Origin of the sequence: Paraburkholderia bannensis (genome assembly GCF_014200455.1) — a bacterium.
Taxonomy (GTDB): Bacteria; Pseudomonadota; Gammaproteobacteria; order Burkholderiales; family Burkholderiaceae; genus Paraburkholderia; species Paraburkholderia bannensis_A.
The window spans coordinates 63865-85057 of the sequence record NZ_JACHBW010000003.1 but is presented as its reverse complement, the minus strand read 5'-3'; the positions used below and the strand labels follow the sequence as shown (position 1 = coordinate 85057).

General features: G+C 64.3%; 17 protein-coding genes. 4 read left to right on the top strand and 13 right to left on the bottom strand.

Annotated features, from left to right (window positions below; translation table 11 throughout):
* Positions 1–50: 50 nt before the first annotated feature.
* The 3 genes from ntrC to glnA form a co-directional block, all read right to left on the bottom strand.
* Positions 51–1631 (bottom strand): nitrogen regulation protein NR(I), encoded by a 1581-nt coding sequence (gene ntrC, locus F4827_RS06110; protein WP_183722859.1) that lies wholly within the window; start codon positions 1629–1631, stop codon positions 51–53.
* Positions 1632–1727: 96 nt separating this feature from the next.
* Entirely contained in the window at positions 1728–2870 is a 1143-nt protein-coding gene (gene glnL / locus F4827_RS06105) for a nitrogen regulation protein NR(II) (protein WP_183722857.1), read from the bottom strand.
* A 268-nt stretch (positions 2871–3138) separates the two neighbouring features.
* Positions 3139–4554, bottom strand: coding sequence for a type I glutamate--ammonia ligase (glnA, locus tag F4827_RS06100; protein WP_167056238.1), 1416 nt, complete (start codon positions 4552–4554; stop codon positions 3139–3141).
* A gap of 611 nt (positions 4555–5165) precedes the next feature.
* Here glnA and F4827_RS06095 point away from each other — a divergent pair.
* Positions 5166–5630, top strand: a complete 465-nt coding sequence (locus tag F4827_RS06095; RefSeq protein ID WP_183722855.1) for a rhodanese-like domain-containing protein — start codon at positions 5166–5168, stop codon at positions 5628–5630.
* A gap of 93 nt (positions 5631–5723) precedes the next feature.
* Here F4827_RS06095 and F4827_RS06090 read toward each other — a convergent pair whose 3' ends face one another.
* The 5 genes from F4827_RS06090 to hrpA all read right to left on the bottom strand — a co-directional run bounded on the left by F4827_RS06090 (position 5724) and on the right by hrpA (position 14470).
* Positions 5724–6533, bottom strand: a complete 810-nt coding sequence (locus F4827_RS06090; RefSeq protein ID WP_183722853.1) for a molybdopterin-binding protein — start codon at positions 6531–6533, stop codon at positions 5724–5726.
* Positions 6534–6591: 58 nt separating this feature from the next.
* The gene (locus tag F4827_RS06085; RefSeq protein WP_183722851.1) at positions 6592–7425 is read right to left on the bottom strand and encodes an EI24 domain-containing protein; all 834 of its coding nucleotides are present in this window, start codon (positions 7423–7425) and stop codon (positions 6592–6594) included.
* 178 nt (positions 7426–7603) lie between these two features.
* Positions 7604–8632, bottom strand: a complete 1029-nt coding sequence (locus F4827_RS06080) for a sterol desaturase family protein (RefSeq protein ID WP_183722849.1) — start codon at positions 8630–8632, stop codon at positions 7604–7606.
* A gap of 21 nt (positions 8633–8653) precedes the next feature.
* The gene (locus F4827_RS06075; protein ID WP_409258768.1) at positions 8654–9694 is read right to left on the bottom strand and encodes a beta-propeller fold lactonase family protein; all 1041 of its coding nucleotides are present in this window, start codon (positions 9692–9694) and stop codon (positions 8654–8656) included.
* Positions 9695–9835: 141 nt separating this feature from the next.
* The gene (gene hrpA / locus F4827_RS06070) at positions 9836–14470 is read right to left on the bottom strand and encodes an ATP-dependent RNA helicase HrpA (protein WP_260174995.1); all 4635 of its coding nucleotides are present in this window, start codon (positions 14468–14470) and stop codon (positions 9836–9838) included.
* A gap of 23 nt (positions 14471–14493) precedes the next feature.
* Here hrpA and argA point away from each other — a divergent pair, with 23 nt between their 5' ends.
* Both argA and F4827_RS06060 read left to right on the top strand, forming a co-directional pair.
* Positions 14494–15897 (top strand): amino-acid N-acetyltransferase, encoded by a 1404-nt coding sequence (gene argA / locus F4827_RS06065; protein ID WP_183722847.1) that lies wholly within the window; start codon positions 14494–14496, stop codon positions 15895–15897.
* A 44-nt stretch (positions 15898–15941) separates the two neighbouring features.
* The gene (locus F4827_RS06060) at positions 15942–16217 is read left to right on the top strand and encodes an oxidative damage protection protein (RefSeq protein ID WP_183722845.1); all 276 of its coding nucleotides are present in this window, start codon (positions 15942–15944) and stop codon (positions 16215–16217) included.
* Positions 16218–16545: 328 nt separating this feature from the next.
* Here F4827_RS06060 and F4827_RS06055 read toward each other — a convergent pair whose 3' ends face one another.
* On the bottom strand, positions 16546–16845 hold the full coding sequence (locus tag F4827_RS06055; protein ID WP_183722843.1) for a hypothetical protein: 300 nt from the start codon (positions 16843–16845) through the stop codon (positions 16546–16548).
* Between F4827_RS06055 and proP the strand changes: the two genes are divergently transcribed.
* A complete protein-coding gene (gene proP / locus F4827_RS06050) occupies positions 16832–18286 on the top strand; it encodes a glycine betaine/L-proline transporter ProP (protein ID WP_409258767.1) in 1455 nt (484 codons plus the stop codon). The genes F4827_RS06055 and proP overlap by 14 nt on opposite strands.
* Positions 18287–18374: 88 nt before the next feature.
* Here proP and F4827_RS06045 read toward each other — a convergent pair whose 3' ends face one another.
* From F4827_RS06045 to F4827_RS06030, 4 genes are all read right to left on the bottom strand, one after another.
* Entirely contained in the window at positions 18375–18851 is a 477-nt protein-coding gene (locus tag F4827_RS06045; protein WP_183722839.1) for a metallophosphoesterase family protein, read from the bottom strand.
* 16 nt (positions 18852–18867) lie between these two features.
* Positions 18868–19215, bottom strand: coding sequence for a cupin domain-containing protein (locus F4827_RS06040; RefSeq protein WP_183722837.1), 348 nt, complete (start codon positions 19213–19215; stop codon positions 18868–18870).
* Positions 19212–20621 (bottom strand): FAD-containing oxidoreductase, encoded by a 1410-nt coding sequence (locus F4827_RS06035; protein ID WP_183722835.1) that lies wholly within the window; start codon positions 20619–20621, stop codon positions 19212–19214. Before F4827_RS06035 ends, F4827_RS06040 begins: the two co-directional genes overlap by 4 nt.
* 341 nt (positions 20622–20962) lie before the next feature.
* Positions 20963–21172, bottom strand: a complete 210-nt coding sequence (locus F4827_RS06030; RefSeq protein ID WP_183722833.1) for a hypothetical protein — start codon at positions 21170–21172, stop codon at positions 20963–20965.
* Positions 21173–21193: the final 21 nt, after the last annotated feature.

The following is a 21193-nucleotide window of genomic DNA, read 5'->3' as shown; positions in this document are numbered from 1 at the left end:
CTCACGGTTTGAAGGACCGTAGGACCGTGGGACCGCTGCGACCGGCGCGCCTACTCCAGGTTGAGTTCCTGGATCTTGCGCGTGATGGTGTTGCGGCCGATGCCCAGGCGTTCGGCGGCTTCGACCTTGCGACCGCGCGTGAAATCGAGCGCTTCGCGGATCACGGCAGCTTCGAAGCGCCGCGACAGTTCGTCCATGACGTCGGCGCTATTCTCGCGCAACAGCCGCGCGACTTCGGTACGCAGCCCGCTTTCCCAGATGCTGACCGGCGCCGAAGCCACGCCGTTGACGCCCGCAAAGCCGCCAGCCAGCGCGCCGCCGGCAACGCCGCCAGCACCCGCACCAGGCAGACCCAGCCCGCTGGTCGCGCCCGTCGACAGAACGCCTGATCCACCGGCCAGCACGCCGTTGGACGACACCCCGCCGCTCACGACATCGCCCGCCATGGCATGCGCGCCATCGGTTGCCGCAACATGCGCGGGCACCAGATCTGGCGGCAGGTCCTTGATCTCGATGGTCTGCGCAGGCGCCATCACCGTGAGCCAGTTGGCCAGATTCTCCAGTTGGCGCACGTTGCCCTGAAACGGCAACGACGACATATACGCGAGCGCTTCGTCAGACACGCGCTTGGGCTCGACGCCCAGTTCGCGCGCGCTCTTCTGCAGAAAGTGGCGCGTGAGCAGCGGAATGTCTTCGCTGCGTTCGCGCAGCGCGGGCAAACGCAGGCGGATCACGTTGAGGCGGTGATACAGGTCCTCACGGAACAAGCCCTGGCGCACCCGCGTTTCCAGATTCTGGTGCGTGGCCGCGATCACGCGCACATTGGCGCGCAGCGGATTGTGGCCGCCCACGCGATAAAACTGCCCATCGGACAGCACGCGCAACAGACGCGTCTGCAGATCGAACGGCATATCGCCGATTTCGTCGAGAAACAATGTGCCGTTCTCGGCCTGCTCGAAGCGGCCCTGGCGCATCGCCTGCGCGCCCGTGAACGCACCGCGCTCATGGCCGAAAAGTTCGGATTCCAGAAGATCTTTCGGAATGGCCGCGGTGTTCAAGGCGATGAACGGGCCATTGGCGCGTGGGCTATGTCGGTGCAAGGCGCGCGCGACAAGCTCCTTTCCGGTGCCCGACTCGCCGGTGATGAGCACCGTCGCCGCCGAATGCGACAGCCGGCCGATGGCGCGGAACATGTCCTGCATTGCGGGCGCCTGGCCCAGCATCTCGGGCGCTTCGGCGGGACGGTCATCCCAGTGCTGCTCGCCGCGCATGCTCTCGTCCACGGCGCGGCGGATCAGCTCAACCGCTTTGTCGACGTCGAAGGGCTTGGCGAGATATTCGAACGCGCCGCCCTGAAATGCGGCCACCGCGCTGTCGAGGTCGGAGAACGCCGTCATGATGATGACGGGCAGTCCCGGCAGACGTTCGCGCACGGTCTGCAGCAGCTCAAGCCCCGAGCCGCCCGGCATGCGAATGTCGGAGACGAGCACCTGCGGGCTGTCGTGGTCGAGCGCGGCTGCGGCGTCGCGCACGTTCGAAAAGCTGCGGGTCGCGAAATTTTCGCGGGCGAGTGCTTTTTCAAGCACCCAGCGAATCGATTGGTCGTCGTCAACTATCCAGATCGGCTTCATAAGGTCGGTCAGAAGTCCTGGTGGCGTGCGGTAGCGGTGAATCGGGAGACAGGTACATCTAATGTTCTAACGGGTCATGCTGCTTCAGGCATCGAGTCAGGCATCGAGCGGCAGCAAAATCTGAAACTCGGTATGCCCCGGCCGGCTTTCCACTTCGATCAGGCCGTCGTGCTGCTGCACGAACGTCTGCGCGAGTGTGAGGCCGAGACCGCTGCCATCCTCTCGCCCCGAAACAAGCGGATAGAAGATGCGATCGCGAATGTCCTCGGGAATGCCGGGGCCGTTGTCGATGATATGCAAGTCCAATGCCAGCTTGCACAGGCGTTTTGAAACCGTGATCTTGCGTGCGACGCGTGTGCGCAATTCGATGCGCGCATCGCCCTGCGAAATACGTTCGCGCAGCGCCTGCGCCGCATTGCGCACGATGTTCAGCAGCGCCTGGATGAGTTGCTCCTTGTCGCCGCGCAGATCGGGCACGCTTACGTCGTAGTCGCGCTCGATCGTGAGGCCGCGCGGGAATTCCGCGAGGATCAAGGCGCGAACGCGCTCGCAGACTTCGTGAATATTCACGTCCCCCACGATATGCGGATGACGATGCGGCTCCAGCAGCCGGTCCACCAGCGTCTGCAGGCGGTCCGACTCCTTGATCACCACCTGGGTGTACTCGCGCAACTCGCCGCGTTCGAGCGTGCCCAGCTCGAATTCGAGCAACTGGGCAGCACCGCGAATGCCGCCGAGCGGATTCTTGATCTCATGCGCGAGGTTGCGGATCAGGTGTTTGTTGACGGTCGCGAGGTCGTGAATACGCTCCTCGCGATCGCTCTTGAGGTGCCGCTCGTTCTCGAAGAGTTCGAGCAGCACGTAATCGGGTGCGCTCTCCAGGAAGCCAACGATCGCGTGCACATGCAACGATTCGCGGCCCGGGCGCTCAAGCGTCGCGTCGAGGCGCGTGGCGTGAAACCGATGCGCGGCGATCGAGGCGATCGTCTCCAGCAACTCGTCGGCGTTGGAGAACAGATCGGACCAGGCCATCTGCGCGAGCTGACGACGCGACAGATCGAGCATCGCTTCGGCCGAGGGATTCGCGAAGGCCACGCGCAAGGTGCGCTTGTCGAGCACGAGCACGACCGTGGGCAACGCCTCGAAGCCGGGCAAGAGGCCCGAGTCGACCAGTGGCGCATCGTCCGAGAGCGGGTCTGCGTGACCCTTTCTTGCCTTGATCAGATTCTTGAGCACCATGTTTCGGCGCCTGCGGCCCGAAGGCACGCCGGCTGGCAGTCCATGTCGATGATGGTTGAACCGATGTTTTTACAGCCACTACGCAACGAAAATTCGCAACGCAAATTCGCGACGCAAATCCACATCACAAATTCGCGACGTCATTGGCGCTCATGAAGCCAACAAAAAAGGGACGGCGCCGCCGTCCCTCCGTGACCAGTCGCCGACGTCGGACAGACGCTTCGTCGCGCGCAGGCGAGCGAAGCGCCATCGTCGATTACAGCGTGCTTTACAGCGAGTAGTACAGTTCGAACTCGACCGGGTGCGTCGTCATGCGCACGCGTTGCAGTTCGCTTTCCTTCAGCGCCAGGTATGCATCGATCATGCCGTCGGTGAACACGCCACCGCGCGTCAGGAATTCGCGATCCTTGTCGAGTGCTTCCAGTGCCTGGTCGAGGCCGGCGCACACGGTCGGGATCTTTGCATCCTCTTCCGGCGGCAGGTCGTACAGGTTCTTGTCGGCGGCTTCGCCCGGATGGATCTTGTTCTGCACGCCGTCCAGACCTGCCATCATCAGTGCCGAGAAGCACAGGTACGGGTTAGCGAGCGGATCCGGGAAGCGCGTTTCGATACGACGGCCCTTCGGGTTCGAGACGTGCGGAATACGGATCGATGCCGAACGGTTGCGTGCCGAGTAAGCCAGCTTGACTGGTGCTTCGAAGTGCGGAACCAGACGCTTGTACGAGTTCGTGCCCGGGTTCGTGATGGCGTTCAGCGCGCGAGCGTGCTTGATGATGCCGCCGATGTAGAACAGCGCGAATTCCGACAGGCCAGCATAGCCGTTGCCTGCGAACAGGTTCTGGCCGTCCTTCCAGATCGACTGGTGAACGTGCATGCCCGAACCGTTGTCGCCAACGACCGGCTTCGGCATGAACGTTGCCGTCTTGCCGTACGTGTGCGCCACGTTGTGGACGATGTACTTCAGTTGCTGCGTCCAGTCGGCGCGTTGAACCAGCGTCGAGAATTTCGTGCCGATTTCGTTCTGGCCTTGGCCCGCGACTTCGTGGTGATGCACTTCGACCGGGATGCCGATCTGTTCGAGCAGCAGGCACATTTCCGAACGGATGTCCTGGAACGTGTCGACCGGCGCGACCGGGAAGTAACCGCCCTTCGTACCCGGACGGTGGCCCGTGTTGCCGCCTTCGATTTCGCGACCCGACGACCACGGAGCTTCATCCGAACCGATCTTCACGAAGCAGCCCGACTGGTCCGTGTTCCACTGGATCGAATCGAAAATGAAGAATTCGGGTTCCGGACCAAAGAAGGCCGTGTCGCCCAGGCCAGTGCTCTTCAGATACGCTTCAGCGCGCTTCGCGAGCGAGCGCGGATCGCGTTCATAGCCCTTGCCGTCGGCCGGTTCGACCACGTCGCAGGTCAGCACGAGGGTCGGCTCTTCGTAGAACGGGTCGATGAACGCCGTGTTCGCGTCCGGGACGAGCAGCATGTCCGAGGCTTCGATGCCCTTCCAGCCGGCGATCGACGAACCGTCAAATGCATGACCCGACTCGAACTTGTCTTCGTCGAATGCCGACAGCGGAACCGAAACGTGCTGCTCTTTGCCGCGCGTATCGGTGAAACGGAAGTCGACAAACTTGACGTCTTCGTCCTTGACGAGTTGCATGACGTCGGCCACGGATTTACTCATAACCTATTCTCCTGATTAACGATTTCGGCGAACGCTGCCGCCTTCCCAATCTTCTGATCTCACCGGTTGCCGCTGTGGCTTGCCCGCTGTCATCCCTCGGATAACATCCGGCAGGCCGGTTGCGAAACGATCGCGACATATAAAGCAGCTTCCGTGCCATGTTTGCGCCAGGCTGGCGCAAATTGCTTCCGGATGCGGCCCCGAGGGGCCAAGGTGGGGCAACCGCGAGCCAACCAGGGCCAACTTCGGGGAACGCGCGGATAAATCCCGCCCCTCGCCCGAGCGTTTTCCCGGATCCCGGGCCGCTTCCGGGCACCAACTCCGTGCAATCCCGGATTTGGCGCGCGAAAAGAACTCCATTATGGTGCATAAAACCTTCTGCGCACCAATGCAGCGCAAATTTGCCGCGGGAGCGCTCTGCGCGCACTCTGAGAGCACGCTAACCGCGCCGATACCGCCCTTGGCGGTGCCCGCTCCGGCTATTTGCTGCACCTTGGGAGCCGGCGCTCGCACCCATGCAGCGCGCTAGAATAAACCTTTCGCCAGCCACGGTGCGTCAAGGCGCGCCGTGGACGCTTCACGCCCCAGACAACACCAGGAGATCCGCCGTCATGAGTACGCTCGAACAGTTGTACGCCCAGGCCGACACGCGCCGCGCCGCGAACCAGCTCCCCTACGCGGGGGCGTTCTCGCCAGCCGAGGCCTTCGAGCTTCTGCAACTCGATACGCGTGTGAGGCTCGTCGATGTGCGCACGCGCGCCGAGCTGGACTGGGTCGGCCGCCCTGTCGTCGGCGATGGCCAATACGCGCATGTCGAATGGACCCGTTACCCGGGCGGCGTGCCCAATGCCGAGTTCCTCACGCAACTCAAGAGCGTGGCCGACGCCGACACCCCCATCCTGTTCCTGTGCCGCAGCGCCGCGCGCTCCAAGCTCGCGGCCGTCGAAGCCGCCAAGGCCGGCTTCACGCACGCCTACGATCTGCTCGAAGGATTCGAAGGCGACAAGAACAGTGAAGGCCACCGCAAGACCGTCACCGGCTGGTGCTTTCGCGGCCTGCCGTGGCTGGGCGCCTGAGCGTAAAAAAGGCCCGCCAGCGCAATCCTGACGGGCCACTTTGAGCGCCGCATATGACAAGCCGATGATGCGGCTTGAGCGCCGGCGCGCGACTTAGGCCGCCTGCGGCGGCTCGACTACATCGCCGCCCAGCAGGTGCACGCCTTCGCGCAGCTTCACGAAGGCCGCGGCCACCGCCTCCGGCTCGCCCTTCACGCCCAGATCGATGTGCCGGCGCGCGTAAATGCCGCCGCGCTCGCTATCGCCCACGCTCGGCAGGCTGAACACGCGCACGCCCGGAAAGTCGCGCTCGATGCTTTCCATCAGCGGCGTGAGCGTCGATTCGGGCAGCTCGAACACCAGCAGCGACTTCTCCGCATGCGGCGTCTGATGGTGCAGATGCGCGTACTTCGTATCGAGCACCCATTCGATCATCGGCCACGCCATGACCGGAAAGCCGGGCACGAAATAGTGGTTGTGAATCGAGAAGCCCGGGATCTTGTTATAGCCGTTCGGAATGATCTCGCAGCCCTGCGGGAAGGAGCCCATCTGGAACCGATGCTGGTTTTCCGGCGATTCGAAATCGACCGGAGCATCGCCCGTGTGCATATCGCGAATGCGCTCGCTGATCGCCGCTTTCGCATCGGGATGCAGCACGAGCGGCAGGCCCAGCGCCGCGGCCGCGCACTGGCGCGTGTGGTCGTCCGGCGTCGCGCCGATGCCGCCCGTCGAGAACACGATGTCGCCTGAGGCAAACGAGCGCTTGAGCGTCGCGGTGATGCGCGCGGGATCGTCGCCGACGTATTCGGCCCAGTCGAGCGCGAGGCCGCGTGCGCCGAGCAGTTCGATGACCTTCGGCAGATGTTTGTCGGTGCGGCGGCCCGAGAGGATTTCGTCGCCGATGATGATGACGCCAAATGCCATGTGTTGCCTCGTCGTATGAATGTTCTTTGAAAAGGGGCTGGAGACGCAGCAGCGCAGCTCAGTGAACGATCGTCACTTCATGTCCGAGCCGGTGCGCGTCTTGCGTGCGCAGGCGCTGCAGCGCGCGCAGGCAGTAATGGCCGAACCAGAGCGCGGTGAACACCAGAATAAAAGCGTAAATCCAGATCGTCAGCGCGGCGATCACCGGGAAGAACAGCAGCATCCATGCGGACGCCACCCAGATCGCCGTCGGCAGCGAACCGAGCAGGCCGCTTGCCACGCCGATCGCCAGCAAGGGCAGGCGGTTGCGGCGCACCAGTTCGCGGCGCTCCTCGCTGCTTGCGTGCAACGCGAGCGCGTCGTAGGTCATCACGCGGTAGGTCAGCCAGCCCCACAACAGCGGCGGCACCAGCACGCAGAACGGCGGAATGAACCACAGCGGCAAAGTCACGATCAGCAGCACGAGGCACAGCAGCGTGGTCCACAGCGAATGCAACACGCTGCCGTACCAGCTGCCACCGCGTCGCGTTTCGAGCGAGGCGTACTGGCGCGACGTCAGATGACGGATCACGCGCGGCATCGCAATCGCCACGATCAATAGCAGCACGGTGATGACGATGAGCGGAATCGTCAGAATGATGACGACAAACGGCCCGATCATGCTGCGCAGCGAGCCGAAACCGACCCAGTCGAACGCATGGTAGAGGTAGGCCGTAGCCGGCCAGGCGTCGAGCGTGCCGCGCACGCCGTCGATCAGCGGTTGCCAGAAGGCATAGAGCAGACCGCCCCACACGCCCGCCGCCACGAGAAATGGCACAAAGGTGAGCAACAGCATCGAGGGATGAAAGGCGCTGGCGAGCGCGCGGCCAAACGAGCGCAACAGATCGTTCATGCGAGCGGAAAAGCGGAGCAAAGACGGAAGAGGTTCACGAAACCGGAATACCCTGTGTGGATTCAGTGCAGCAAAACCACAGCATAAACCACGGCGCGCCTGCCCGGCATGAGAGGGAGTGAGCGCAAAAAGCCGGGAGAGCCTTTGAGAACCTGGGAGAACCTGGGGGGGAGCGCGATCAGACGGCGCTGCCGCCGTCGCGCGAAGCCGCCCTGCCCCGGCGGCGCGCCGCCAGCCGCCGCGCGATCCGGGAGAACGCCAGCGCCTGCTGCTCCCAGAAGCCCTCGCCGTAACGCGCGCCTTCGAGTTGGTCGCGGATGCCGGTCGGCTCGCTGCGCTGGTTGAATGACGCGCTGCCGAATAACATGTCCCACCACGGAAACAGCACGCCGAAGTTGCAGCCATAGGTCGTGCCTTCGTGACCGTAGCCGATAGCGTGATGACGTCGATGAAAGCGCGGGCTCACCAGCAGCCGCTCGCCAAGCCAGCCGAAATGCAGACGGATATTGGCGTGCTGTACGTTCTGCAAGAAGTTCGTGAGCGCCACCAGCACCACGTACTGCGCAGGCGGCACGCCGATAACCAGCGCGACACCCGCGAACATGCACGACTGCATCAGCACATCGAGCAGATGGTTGCGGTTATCGCACCAGAACGACATCTTGCGCTGGCTGTGATGCACCGCATGCAATTCCCACCACAGGCTATAGCGGTGCGAGAGGCGGTGATACCAGTAGCCGAAGAAGTCGAGCACGACCAGATAGATGGCGAAGGCGACCAGCGGAACGGTGGTGACGCCTGGCCAGAGGTTGTCGATATCGACGCTCATGACGCCATGCAGGCGCAGCCAGCTTTGCGCGCGGTCGAACGCGGGCTGCATGGCGAAGAAGAACAGCAGATTGAGGAGGCCCAGACGCGTGATCCAGGTGTAGACGGCATCCACGCCCACGCCTTTGCGGTCGGTCCATTTTTCGACCGGGATGAGCGCTTCGAGCGGGCGCAGCAGCGCGTACATCAGCACCATTTCCAGCACGCCCACGATCACCCAGTAGAGCGCGTCGAAGGTGTCTTCGTCCACGTCCATGAAACCGGCGTCAAAAAGCGCCGGTTGCAGGACGTTGACGTAGAGGAGCGTCTGCAGCCAGGAAACCAAATCGTCCGCGCCGGAGGCCACCCAATGTGCGCAGGCACCGAGCAAGGCGAACATGGATGGCGACACTCCAGCGGTTTATGCGCCGTTAGGCGACATGACCGGCGCGCGGTCGTAGAAGTAGATGCCGTGCGGCGAGCGGCCCACCGGAATCGTCTTCACGAGCTTCTTCGTCTGCATGTCGATCAGGCCGATATGCTTTGCGAAGCGGAACGTGACCCACAGCCAGCGCTTGTCGGCGGAGAGTTCCATGTCGTCCGGTCCCGGCAGCAGGCCATTGATCTCGCCCACTTTCTCCAGCGTTTCCTCGTCGATGATGCTGATGACGTTCGATACGCGGCTCGACACCAGCACATGGCGGCCGTCCACCATCGAGCGGAAGTTATGCGCGGCTTTGCCCACCTGGATGGTCTTGACGATCTTCTGGTTGCGCCAGTCGACCACGGCGACGTAATCCGCGCCCGTCATGCCGACCAGTAGATATTTTTCGCCAGGCGTCATCCACAGACCCGCGGGCGCAGGACCGACCTTCATTTTCCAGAGCACTTTCTGCGTGGGCAGATCGACCGCCGCGATCTCGCCCGATACCTGCAGCGAGACGAACACCGTGTTGCTGTCCTTCGTGAACGCAAGGTGGCTGGGCATGGCCGAAAGCGGCAGGCGCCTCGCAACCGTGAAATTGCCCGCGCCGCCGTAGTGGTAAATATCCAGGCGGTCCAGACGCAGACCCGTGGTTACGAACCACTTGTTATCCGGCGAAAAACCCAGCTGATAAGGATCTTCGATATTTTCGATCCAGCGCTGCGGCTTGCCCGTTTTCGGGTCGACGAACAGCAGATTGTTCGACACCGAATTCGCGACGATCAGCGAGGAATTATCCGGCGTGGGAAACAGGTGATGCGGCTCCTTGCCCGTGGGCACGGTGCCGACCAGTTCATGCGTCTTGTCGTCGATGAGGCTGAGCGTGGCCTCGCCCGAATTGAGCACGATGATGTTGTTCGCGTGTGCGATGCTCGGCATCACCGTGGTGAGCGCTGCGCCGACCAGTGCGGAGCAGGCAAACATCGCGGCCTTTTTCGCAAAGCGTGCGGCGGTACGGCGGAATTCGTGTGTACGCATGAAGAGTTGTCCTGGGCAGATCCGTGATTGTAGAACGCCTGCCGGTCCGCAAGGTTGACGTAGGGCCACTGAAATGTGAAAGGGGCGCAACGCGCGCCCCTTTTTCGAACCAATGTTATGGCCCGCAATGCGCCGCCGGCCTCATCGCTGCATCGACTCCCAGACCTTGTAGAGGCGCTTGACGGACACCGGCATCGGCGTGCGCAGTTCCTGCGCGAACAGCGAGATGCGCAGCTCTTCGAGCAGCCAGCGGAATTCGCTCAGCCGCGCATCGAACACGCCGCCGCGTTGCGAGAGCGCGCGCTGATACTGCTGCGCGAGCGGCTGGAATTCGGCCGCCTGGCGTGCGTCGCGGGCGGGATCGGCGCGCAGCTTGTCGATGCGCAGCGCCACGCCCTTGAGGTAGCGCGGGAAATGCACCAGCTGCGCATACGGCGTCTCCAGGATGAAACGCTTGCTGATGAGCGCATCGACCTGGGCCTGCATATCCGCAGCAGGCGCGCCGAAGGCTTTGGCCTGCACCAGCTTCTTCGCCAGTGACGCATATTCGGCCAGAATCTGGCCGATCAGCCGCGCGATTTCCTGCGCCAGCAGCGAAAGCCGCCCGCGCCCTTCGTCCTTGCGCGCGTGGAAGCTCGCGTCGTCGTCGGGCAACGGATCTTGCAGGCAGGCGCGATCGAGCGCGAGTTCCACCAGTTGATCGCGCAATTCTTCCTGCGTGGCGCGCGCCATGAACTGCATCGCCATTTCGCGCAGACCCGGCAGATTCTTCTCCAGGTAGCGGATCGGCTCGCGCAACTGCAGGGCGAACAGACGCCGCAAGCCCGCGCGATGGATGCGCGCGGCCTCTTCCGGCGAATCGAACACCTCGACATCGCAATGCGAGCCGCGATCGACCAGCGCCGGATAGCCGAACAGCGTCTGTCCGCCGCGACGGATTTCCAGCAGCTCGGGCAGCTTGCCGAAGTTCCAGGTCGTGAGGTTTTCGTAGAGCGCGGTGGCGCCGCTCGCCTCGGTGTTAGCGGGCGTGTGCGGCGCGTTGGGTTTCTTCGCGGCGCTCTGCGTTGACGGCGCGTTGTCCGCCGTGGCGCCCTCTCCCTGCGCCCGCGTTTCGAGCGCCGCCAGCGCGGTCGCGCTCGCCAGCTTCTGGAACTGCTGCTGCGCCTGCGCGCCGAGTTCCGCGCGCAACTGGGCCAGATTGCGGCCCATCGCAAGCTGGCGCCCGTGCTCGTCGATCACCTTGAAGTTCATGAACAGGTGCGCGGGCAGCGTCTCCAGCTTGAAGTCCGAACTCTTCAACTGAAGCTGTTTCTGCTCGCGCACATCGGCGATCAGCGCCTCGACCAGACCGCCCGCGCCGAAGCGCTCGCCGCCCACGCGCCCGGCGAAACCGGCCGCGTATTCGGGCAGCGGCACGCAATGACGGCGCAGCTTCTGCGGCAGCGACTTCAGCAGCAGATGCGCCTTCTCCTTGATCATGCCCGGCACGAGCCATTCGCAGCGCCGCGCATCGACCTGATTGAGCGCGTAGAGCGGCACCGCGAGCGTCACGCCGTCACGCGGCGAGCCTGGCTCGAAGTGATACGTGAGCGCCATCGCCACGCCCGCCATCGTCATGCGCTTGGGGAACAGTTCGGTCGTCACGCCCGCCGCTTCGTGGCGCATCAAATCATCGCGAGAGAGGTAGAGCAGGCGCAGCTTGTCCTCGGACTCGCCGCTTTGCTTCACCTCGTCGCGATACCAGCGCTCGAACGACGCGCCCGAATAGATGCCATCGGGAATCGCCTGATCGTAGAAAGCGAAGATCAGTTCGTCGTCGACCAGCACGTCCTGGCGGCGCGACTTGTGTTCCAGTTGTTCGATCTCGGCGAGCAACTTGCGGTTGTGCGCGAAGAACGGCAGCTTCGTGTCGAATTCGCCTTCCACCAGCGCGCCGCGAATAAAGAGTTCGCGCGCCCGCGCCGGGTCCTGCTTGCCGAACGCTACGCGGCGGCGCTGATACACCGGCAGGCCGTAGAGCACGCCGCGTTCGAACGCGCTGACCTGCGCCGCGCGCTTCTCCCAATGCGGCTCCGAAAGCGACTTCTTCAGCAGATGCGCGCCCACCTTCTCAAGCCATTCGGGTTCGATCTTCGCGATACAGCGCGCGTAGAGGCGGCTCGTTTCGACCAGTTCCGCCGCCACGACCCAGCGCCCCGCTTTCTTGACCAGCGCCGAGCCCGGCCACAGATGGAACTTGATGCTGCGCGCACCGAGGAAATGAGGTTCGTCCTCGGCTTTCAGGCCGATATTGCCAAGCAGACCCGTGAGCAGCGCGTGATGGATCTGCTCATAGGTGGCGTCCGATTCGTTGATGCGCCAGCCGTGCTCGCGCACCACCGTCAACAATTGCGAATGCACGTCGCGCCATTCGCGCAGACGCAGATGGGAAAGAAAATTCGCGCGGCAAGCATCGACCAGTTGCTTGTTCGACTTTTTATGCGCGACGGCCTCCTCGAACCAGCTCCAGATCTTGAGCCACTGAAGGAATTCCGAGCGCTCGTCGGCAAAGCGGCGATGCGCCTGGTCGGCCTGCTCCTGCGCCTCGATGGGCCGGTCGCGCGGGTCCTGCACCGACAACGCGCTGGCGATGATGAGCACTTCACGCAGCGACTGCTCGTCGCGCGCGGCCAGAATCATGCGGCCCACACGCGGATCGAGCGGCAGGCGCGAGAGTTCGCGGCCGAGCGTGGTCAGCGCATTGTCGTCGTCCACCGCGCCCAGTTCGTTGAGCAGCTGATAGCCGTCCGCGATGGCGCGGCCCGGCGGCGGCTCGATGAACGGGAAGGTTTCGATCGCCGTGAGATGCAGCGACTTCATGCGCAGAATCACGGCCGCCAGCGATGAACGCAGGATTTCCGGATCGGAAAAGCGCGGCCGTGCGATGTAGTCGGACTCTTCGTAGAGGCGGATGCACACGCCATCGGCAACCCGGCCGCAACGGCCCGCGCGCTGGTTCGCGGCGGCCTGCGAGATCGATTCGATCTGCAGTTGCTCGACCTTGTTGCGGTACGAATAGCGCTTCACGCGCGCCAGGCCCGTGTCCACCACGTAGCGGATGCCCGGCACCGTGAGCGAGGTTTCCGCCACATTGGTCGCCAGCACGATACGGCGCGCGTTCGACGCCTTGAACACGCGCTCCTGCTCCTGCGCGGAAAGTCGCGCAAACAGCGGCAGGATTTCCGTGTGCGGCGGATGGTGCTTGCGCAGCGCCTCGGCGGCGTCGCGGATCTCGCGCTCGCCGGGCAGGAACACCAGCACGTCGCCGGAACCGACGCGGCACAGTTCGTCGACGGCATCGACGATGGCGTCCATCAAGTCGCGGTCTGTATCGCGTTGCGATTTTTTCGTCGGTGCGGACCCTTGCGCGTTCTTCACCGCCGGGCTGTCCTCCTGCACCGGCCGATAACGCACTTCCACCGGATACAGGCGCCCGCTCACCTCGATCACCGGCGCGGGCTTATCGTCGCTGCCGAAATGGCGCGCGAAGCGGTCGGCGTCGATGGTCGCGGACGTGACGATCAGCTTCAGATCGGGCCGGCGCGGCAAGATCTCCTTCAGATAACCGAGCAGGAAGTCGATGTTCAGACTGCGCTCGTGCGCCTCGTCGATGATGATCGTGTCGTAGGCCTTGAGCAGCGGATCGGTCTGCGTTTCGGCCAACAGGATGCCGTCCGTCATCAGCTTGACCGACGCGCCGGGCGAGAGGTTGTCGGTGAACCGCACCTTGTAGCCGACCACTTCGCCGAACGGCGTGCCGAGTTCTTCCGCGATACGCCGCCCGGTTGCGGACGCCGCGATCCGGCGCGGCTGCGTATGGCCGATCAGGCCGCTGCCGCCCGCACCCAGACCGCGCCCGAGCGAGAGCGCGATCTTCGGCAACTGCGTGGTCTTGCCCGAGCCGGTTTCGCCGCTGACGATCACCACCTGATTGTTGGCGATCGCGCGCGCGATTTCCTCGCGGCGGCCGGAAACCGGCAGCGCTTCGGGGAATGTGATCGGCGGGATCGGATTCGGCGTGACCGGCGCGCGGGGGGCACGCGGGGTACGCGGGGCCAGCGGTTCGCGTTCCTGGCGCGCTGCGCGAGGCGACTGGTCGCCGGTGGTTGGAGCCGCGGCGGCTTCCGCGCGCGGTGCGCGTTCGGCCTGCGGCTTCGCGGGGCGCGGCGGGTTGGGTCGCGCCGGCTTCTGCTGCTGTTGCTGCGAAGGCTGGCGTGGCGGCTGCGGATTGCGCTCCTGCGGATTGCGCGCGGCTTGCTGCTGAGCGCCTGTTTCGCGCGGCGTCCGGCTTTGTTGAGGCGCTTTTTGTGCTTCGTGTGCTTCGCGCGGCGCGGCGTTTTGCGGCGCCACGGCTCGGGCCGGCGCGCGCTCCGCGCGTGCTTCGCTACGACGCTGCGTTTGCGGTACCGGCTTCGCGGGTTTCGCCTGCTTGCGCGGCTCGACACGCGTCGCGGCTTGCGCCGCGTGCGCCGGCTTCTGCGCCGGCTTGTGCACCGGTTCCTGCGCTTGCGCCGGCGTCGTCTGGGCAGACGTCGCCGCCCGCTTGTCCTGCACGCGCGCGCCACCGAGCGCGCCGCCCTTCATCAACGCGGCCAGCCGGTCCGTCGACGCGACATTCTGGCCGTCGCCATACTTTTGCGAGGCGCGCTTTTCCTTCGCGCCGCCGTGCGCCGCGTCATTCCCGGCGGAGGTGTTGCTGCCCTGCGCCGAGGCAGGTCTTTTGGGTACATTCGACATGGGGGCGCATTATAATCCCGGGCATGAATTCCCAAACCGACCTCGTCCCCGCCACCGCGAATGCGCCGGCTAGCGCCGCCGCTGCGGAATCTGCTTCTGAGCAAGCTACCCAGCAGGCCGCGCAGCACGCGCAATTCGTCGACTGGATGCGATCGGTCGCACCCTACATCCACGCATTTCAGGGCAAGACCTTCGTCGTCGGATTCGGCGGCGAAGTGGTGCACCAGAATCTGCTCAACGCGCTCGTCGCCGACATCGCGCTGTTGCAGGCCATGGGCATCCAGATCGTGCTGGTGCACGGTTCGCGCCCGCAGGTCGAAGAACAGATGAGCCTGCATGGCGTGGAATCCGAGTTCTCGCACGGCATGCGCATCACCAATGCCCGCGCGCTCGAATCCGCCAAGGAAGCCGCCGGCGAAGTGCGTCTGGATATCGAAGCCGCCATCAGTCAGGGTCTGCCGAACACGCCGATGGCGCACGCGCACATCAGCGTCGTCTCGGGCAACTTCGTAACGGCGCGCCCGGTCGGCATTCTCGACGGCGTGGATTTCCAGCACACGGGCGTGGTGCGCAAGATCGACGCCGATTCGATCCGCCATTCGCTCGCGAGCCGCAAGCTCGTGCTGCTCTCGCCGCTCGGTTTTTCGCCCACGGGCGAAGCGTTCAATCTGTCGATGGAAGACGTGGCGTCGGCGGCGGCCATTGCGCTGCGCGCCGACAAGATCGTGTTCCTCACGGAGACGAAGGGTCTGATCGACGAGGAAGGCGAGCTGATCCGCGAAATGTCGCTCGACGACGCCTACAAGCTGCAGGAAAGCGGCACCGTGCTGGGCGACGCCGGTTTCTATCTGAAGCATTCGATTCGCGCCTGCCGTGGCGGCGTGGGCCGCGCGCACATCATCCCTTACGTGCTCGACGGCGGGCTGCTGCTCGAACTGTTCCTGCACGATGGCGTGGGCACCATGATCTCGTACGAGAACCTGGAAAGCCTGCGCGAAGCCACGCCGGATGACGTCGGCGGCATTCTGACGCTGATCGAGCCGCTCGAAACCGACGGGACGCTGGTGCGGCGCGGCCGCCACCAGATCGAGCGCGACATCGACCATTTCTCGGTGATCGAGCACGATGGCGTGCTGTTCGGCTGCGCGGCGCTCTACGCGTACTCGCAGGAACGCATCGGCGAAATGGCATGCCTCACCGTCTCGCCCGAAGCGCAAGGTTCCGGAGACGGCGAACGCCTGTTGCGCCGTATCGAGCAGCGCGCCCGTGCGCGCGGCCTCACGCGTATCTTCGTGCTCACCACCCGCACCGAACACTGGTTCCTCAAGCGCGGCTTCGTCAAGGTCACGGTCGACGACCTGCCCGAAGACCGCCGCCGCCTCTATAACTGGCAGCGCAAATCGCTCGTGCTGATGAAACAGCTCTGAGCGGCGCGAGCCACCCCACACATACGACTTAGGAGAAGCACAGCATGGCCCGTATGATCCAATGCGCAAAGCTCGGCAAGGAAGCCGAAGGTCTTGATTTCCCGCCGCTGCCGGGCGAACTCGGCAAGCGCATCTATGAAAGCGTCTCGAAGGAAGCCTGGCAAGGCTGGCTCAAGCAGCAGACCATGCTGATCAACGAGAATCGCCTGAATATGGCCGACCCGCGCGCACGCCAGTACCTGATGAAGCAGACCGAAAAATACTTCTTCGGCGACGGCGCCGATCAGGCATCGGGCTACGTGCCGCCGACGCAAGCCTGAGGCTTCATAACGACCGCAAAAACCGCGCCTTCGAGCGCGGTTTTTTATGCGCTCGCTGTGGAACCGTATCCATCAACGACCGGAATCGCACGACCGTCCGATTCGGCGCAATCCCTTGCCCCACAAGGGCTGATGGCCGCCCACACGCCCCCCGCCGACAGCCCGGTTTGCACGATCTTACGTCATCGTGCTATCATGTCGCTTCGTTCAACAGGCAACCGCCATCAATTACATTCAGGCCGGCACCCAAAACCGCCTTCCGCCTGAGTGTTTTCATACAAGAAGAACGTTCCGCCACGCGGACATTCTTTTTCGTTTCAGCGGCGCTTCACCGGGCACCCTCGTGCCGGTCCAGCGTCACATGCGCCCTGCCCCCCAACAAGGCCACGCAGGCGCAACGCATACGCACAATTTGATCGAGTGTCGTTTCGCGACATTCAGCATGCTCCTCGCGCACCGCCTGCACGCCAACGCCGCAGCCGGACCGGACGTTCCTTTTTGCGGCGTTCACGCGCGACCCGCAGCCTTTTTTGGCCGCTATTGCGAAACGGCACTCTCCGGCAACCATGGCGAACTCCATCGAGCGTTCGTCGCAGTCATTGGAGATGCAGACCTTGACCGCTTCCACTTCCGGCTCGTCGGCCCAGTCCGACCTGACACTCGCCGACATTACGATCGTCGACAACAGCCTCCTCAAACGCGCCGTCGGCGCCATGGCGCTCGGTAACGCCATGGAATGGTTCGACTTCGGCGTGTACAGCTACATCGCCGTCACGCTCGGCCAGGTGTTCTTCCCGTCGAGCAGCCCGTCCGCGCAGCTGATCGCCACTTTCGGCACTTTCGCGGCGGCCTTCCTCGTGCGCCCGATCGGCGGCATGGTGTTCGGCCCGCTGGGCGACCGCATCGGCCGCCAGCGCGTGCTGGCGATGACGATGATCATGATGGCCTGCGGCACCTTTGCCATCGGCCTGATCCCGTCGTACCACTCGATCGGCATCGCCGCGCCCGTGCTGCTGCTGGTTGCGCGTCTGGTGCAAGGTTTCTCGACCGGCGGCGAGTACGGCGGCGCAGCGACCTTCATCGCCGAATTCGCCACCGACAAGCGTCGCGGCTTCATGGGCAGCTTCCTCGAATGCGGCACGCTGGTGGGCTACGTGTTCGGCGCGGGTACGGTCGCGGTGCTGACCGCCCTGCTTTCGCACCAGCAATTGCTGGACTGGGGCTGGCGCGTGCCGTTCATGATTGCGGGGCCGCTGGGGATCGTGGGTCTGTACATCCGCACGAAGCTGGAAGAAACGCCGGCCTTCAAGCGTGAAGCCGAGCTGCGCGAAGCCGAAGAAGTGGCGCGTCCGAAGCTCACGCTGCGCTCGCTGCTGACCCAGCATCTGCGTCCCTTTCTGCTGTGCGTGGGCCTCGTGCTGATCTTCAACGTGACCGACTACATGGCGCTGTCGTATCTGCCCAGCTATCTGTCGGCGACGCTGCACTTCAACGAAACGCACGGCCTGTTCCTCGTGCTCGCCGTGATGGTGCTGATGGTGCCGATGACGATCGGCTTCGGTCGCCTGTCCGACGCGATCGGCCGCAAGCCGGTGATGCTCGCGGGCTGCGTGGGTCTGATCGTGCTGGCGATTCCGTCGCTCACGCTGATCCAGACAGGCGCGCTGGTGCCGGTGTTCCTCGGCCTGCTGATTCTTGGCGCGCTGCTGTCGTGCTTCACGGGTGTGATGCCGTCGGCACTGCCCGCGCTGTTCCCGACCGCGATCCGCTACGGCGCGCTGGCCATCGGCTTCAACGTGTCGGTTTCGCTGTTCGGCGGCACCACGCCGCTGGTCGCCGCCTGGCTCGTCGAGCATACGCAGAACCTCATGATGCCCGCGTACTACCTGATGGGCGCGGCGGTGGTCGGTATCGTCTCGGTGCTGGCGCTGCATGAAACGGCGCGCCGTCCGCTGCCGGGCTCGGGCCCGAGCGTGAGCACCAAGGCCGAAGCGCATGCGGTGCTGCGCGGCGTGCGTCTTGCCCGCGAAATGGACGACGACTATGCAGCCATGCCGGCGCGCGGGTAAGCGAACATAGAAGCGCAAAAGTTTCCGATCGGAACGATGTGAAAAAGGCCAGCCGCGTGCTGGCTTTTTTTGCGTCTGCGCGCGGACTTCACTCGATCAATCGCGTGTGTTCGACCTGCAATGCCCCACCGTTTCCAATCGTCAACATCGCGGCGGTGACCGGCAATTTGAAGCGGCGCGGGCCTGCGCTGCCCGGATTCACGTAGAGCACGCCATTGCGCGCTTCCTGCACGGGCTTGTGCGAATGGCCGCTCACGACCACGCCGACGCCCTGCGAAGCGGGATCGCCGCGCAGATCGGGCAACTCATGGACCACCACGATCGCCACGCCGCCGATGTCCACCACCGTTTGTACCGGCAGCGCGTCGGCCCATGCGCCGCGATCGTTGTTGCCGCTCACCGCGCTCAGCGGCGCGACGCGTCCAAGCTGATCGAGCACGTCCGGGTCGCAGATGTCGCCCGCGTGAATGATCGCGTCGCAGCCTTGCACGAAGGCGAGGAGTTCGGGACGCACGAGATTGTGGGTATCGGAAACGAGTGCGACGCGCAGTGGAGTGTGGGGCATGAGAGCGCCTGGTGTGTCAGGGCAAGACGCATGACGCGCCTTGGCCGCCGAAGTATACGGCGAGCCAGACCGTCGGCGCCTGCGGGTCGGTCCAGGCCACCCGATGACGGCGATGCGCGCGGATCTGCACATGATCGCCAGGCTTCATGCGCACGCGATGGGTCTCGAATTCCAGCTCCGCCGCGCCCGCGAGCAACACCACCCACTCGTCGCGCGGGTCGTCGTACCAGAAGCCATCCGGGCTCGCTTGCCCGGTCGAAACGATACGCTCAATCAGCACGCCTTGTTGCGCGACAAGTTGCTCGAACCTTTCCTCCTGCGCTGTCGCATCGATATCGCTGAACAGATTCGTGAGCGCGCTCATGCAAGCGGCCTCAAACCGTCGAGCAAGGTCGGCACCAGTTCGCTCACGGTCGGATGCACGTGCATGGCAAACTGAAGCGTGGTGTACGGCGCATCGGCCGTCATCGTATCGATGAAGGTATGGATCGCCTCGTCGCCTTCGATGCCGAATATCATCGCGCCCAGAATGCGCTTCGTCTGCGCATCGACCAGCGCCTTCATGAAGCCATCGGTTTCGCCGCGCTCGCGCGCGCGTCCGACACGCGACATCGGCATGGTCGCGATCAGCGCGGGTTTGCCGCTTTCGCGCACCTCGCGCTCGCTGGCGCCCACGCGCGCGAGCGGCGGATCGACGAAGACGGCGTAACAGCCAATGCGCGTGTCGGCGCTGCGATTGGCGCCGTCGAGCAGATTGGCAGCAACGATCTGGTAGTCGTCGTAGGACGTGTGCGTGAACGCGCCGCGCCCATTCACGTCGCCGAGCGCCCAGATGCCCGCCACGCGCGTGCGCAACTGGCCATCGACGGGAATCAGACCGTGCTTGTCGCGCTCAATGCCGGTGGCCTCCAGACCGAGATCGTCAGTGTTCGGGATACGGCCGGTCGCGAACAGCAGGTGCGACACGTCGAGTGTTTCACCACCCAGCGCGATGCGAATGCCATGCCCCGGCGTCACGCCCAGCGGCTCCACGCTCTGCGGCGAGTTTCCGAAGCGAAACTCCACGCCTTCGCGCGCCAGCACGTCCTGCACGCTTTTCGCGACATCGTCGTCCTCGCGCGTGAGGATACGCGAACCGCGCACCAGCACGGTCACCCGGCTGCCGAAGCGCCGGAACATCTGCGCAAATTCGAGGGCGATATAGCTGCCCCCGCAGATGGCAAGATGCTCGGGCAATTCGGTAAGCGAAAGAATCGTCGAATTCGTTTCGTACCAGATCCGCCCAAGCCCGGGCACTGGCGGCACCGCCGCGCGCGTACCGGTATTGATGAAGATTTCGTCCGCTTCGAGTACTTCCGTCTGGCCGCCTTCGGACATCACACTGACCGTTTTCGGCCCCGTAAAGCGGCCATGCCCTTGCAGCACCGTGACGTTCTTCGCGAGACGCAGCCAGCGCTCGACGCCGTCGCGCGATGCGCCGATGATGTCGTCCTTGCGGGCTTTCACGGCGGCAAGATCGACGCTCACATCGGCCAAGCCCGCGCCGTTTCCGATTCGCACGCCGTAGTCGGCTGCGTGCCGCGCGACGTGCGCGGCGCGCGCGCAGGCCACATAGGCCTTGGTTGGCGTGCAGCCCACGTTCACGCAAGTGCCGCCGAACGCGGCGCGCTCGATAATCGCCGTCTTGCGTCCGCTCGCGCCCAGTCGCACCGCCAGCGGCGGACCGCTCTGCCCCGTGCCGATCACGATTGCATCGAATCGCTGTGCCATGCCGTTCTCCCTGCCGAGAAAGACGCAACGCGCGCGACGCATGCCGCTCGCGTGGTGTGAGGTGTACATGGTGACGCTACGTTCGCGCCATGTTACGCCCGCGGCCGCACGCGCCGCGCGAGCGCGGCCAGACAACTTTCCGGTCGCGAAGGGAGGAGAAATGCAAGAGAAGCGGAAGAGAAGCGAGCGAACAAGCGCAAAAAAAGGCCACCCCGGAACATGGGGTGGCCTACAGGGTGACAGCACAACAGCAAACGGGCGATGCCGCTGCGCGTCGGGGGGAAACGTGCTTTCCGTGGGTTCGTGTGAGCGCGTTCTGTCGAGATACCGATGAGCGTCGATCAGTGCACGCTTTCGCCCGGCACAGCGCAGCCGTGGCTCGCGCACCAGAGAACGCGCGAACGCTGGAAGGCGGCGCGCGCACCGCGCGTTGCCACCAGCAGACCGATCTGGCCCATGTTGAAGTCGAGCGACACCATCAGCTGCATGAGGTCCACCATCGGCAGGACCAGCGCTGGCTGATAAAGTTGTCGTTCGATAAAGTCTTTCATGACGGCTCCCGCTGCGGCCGT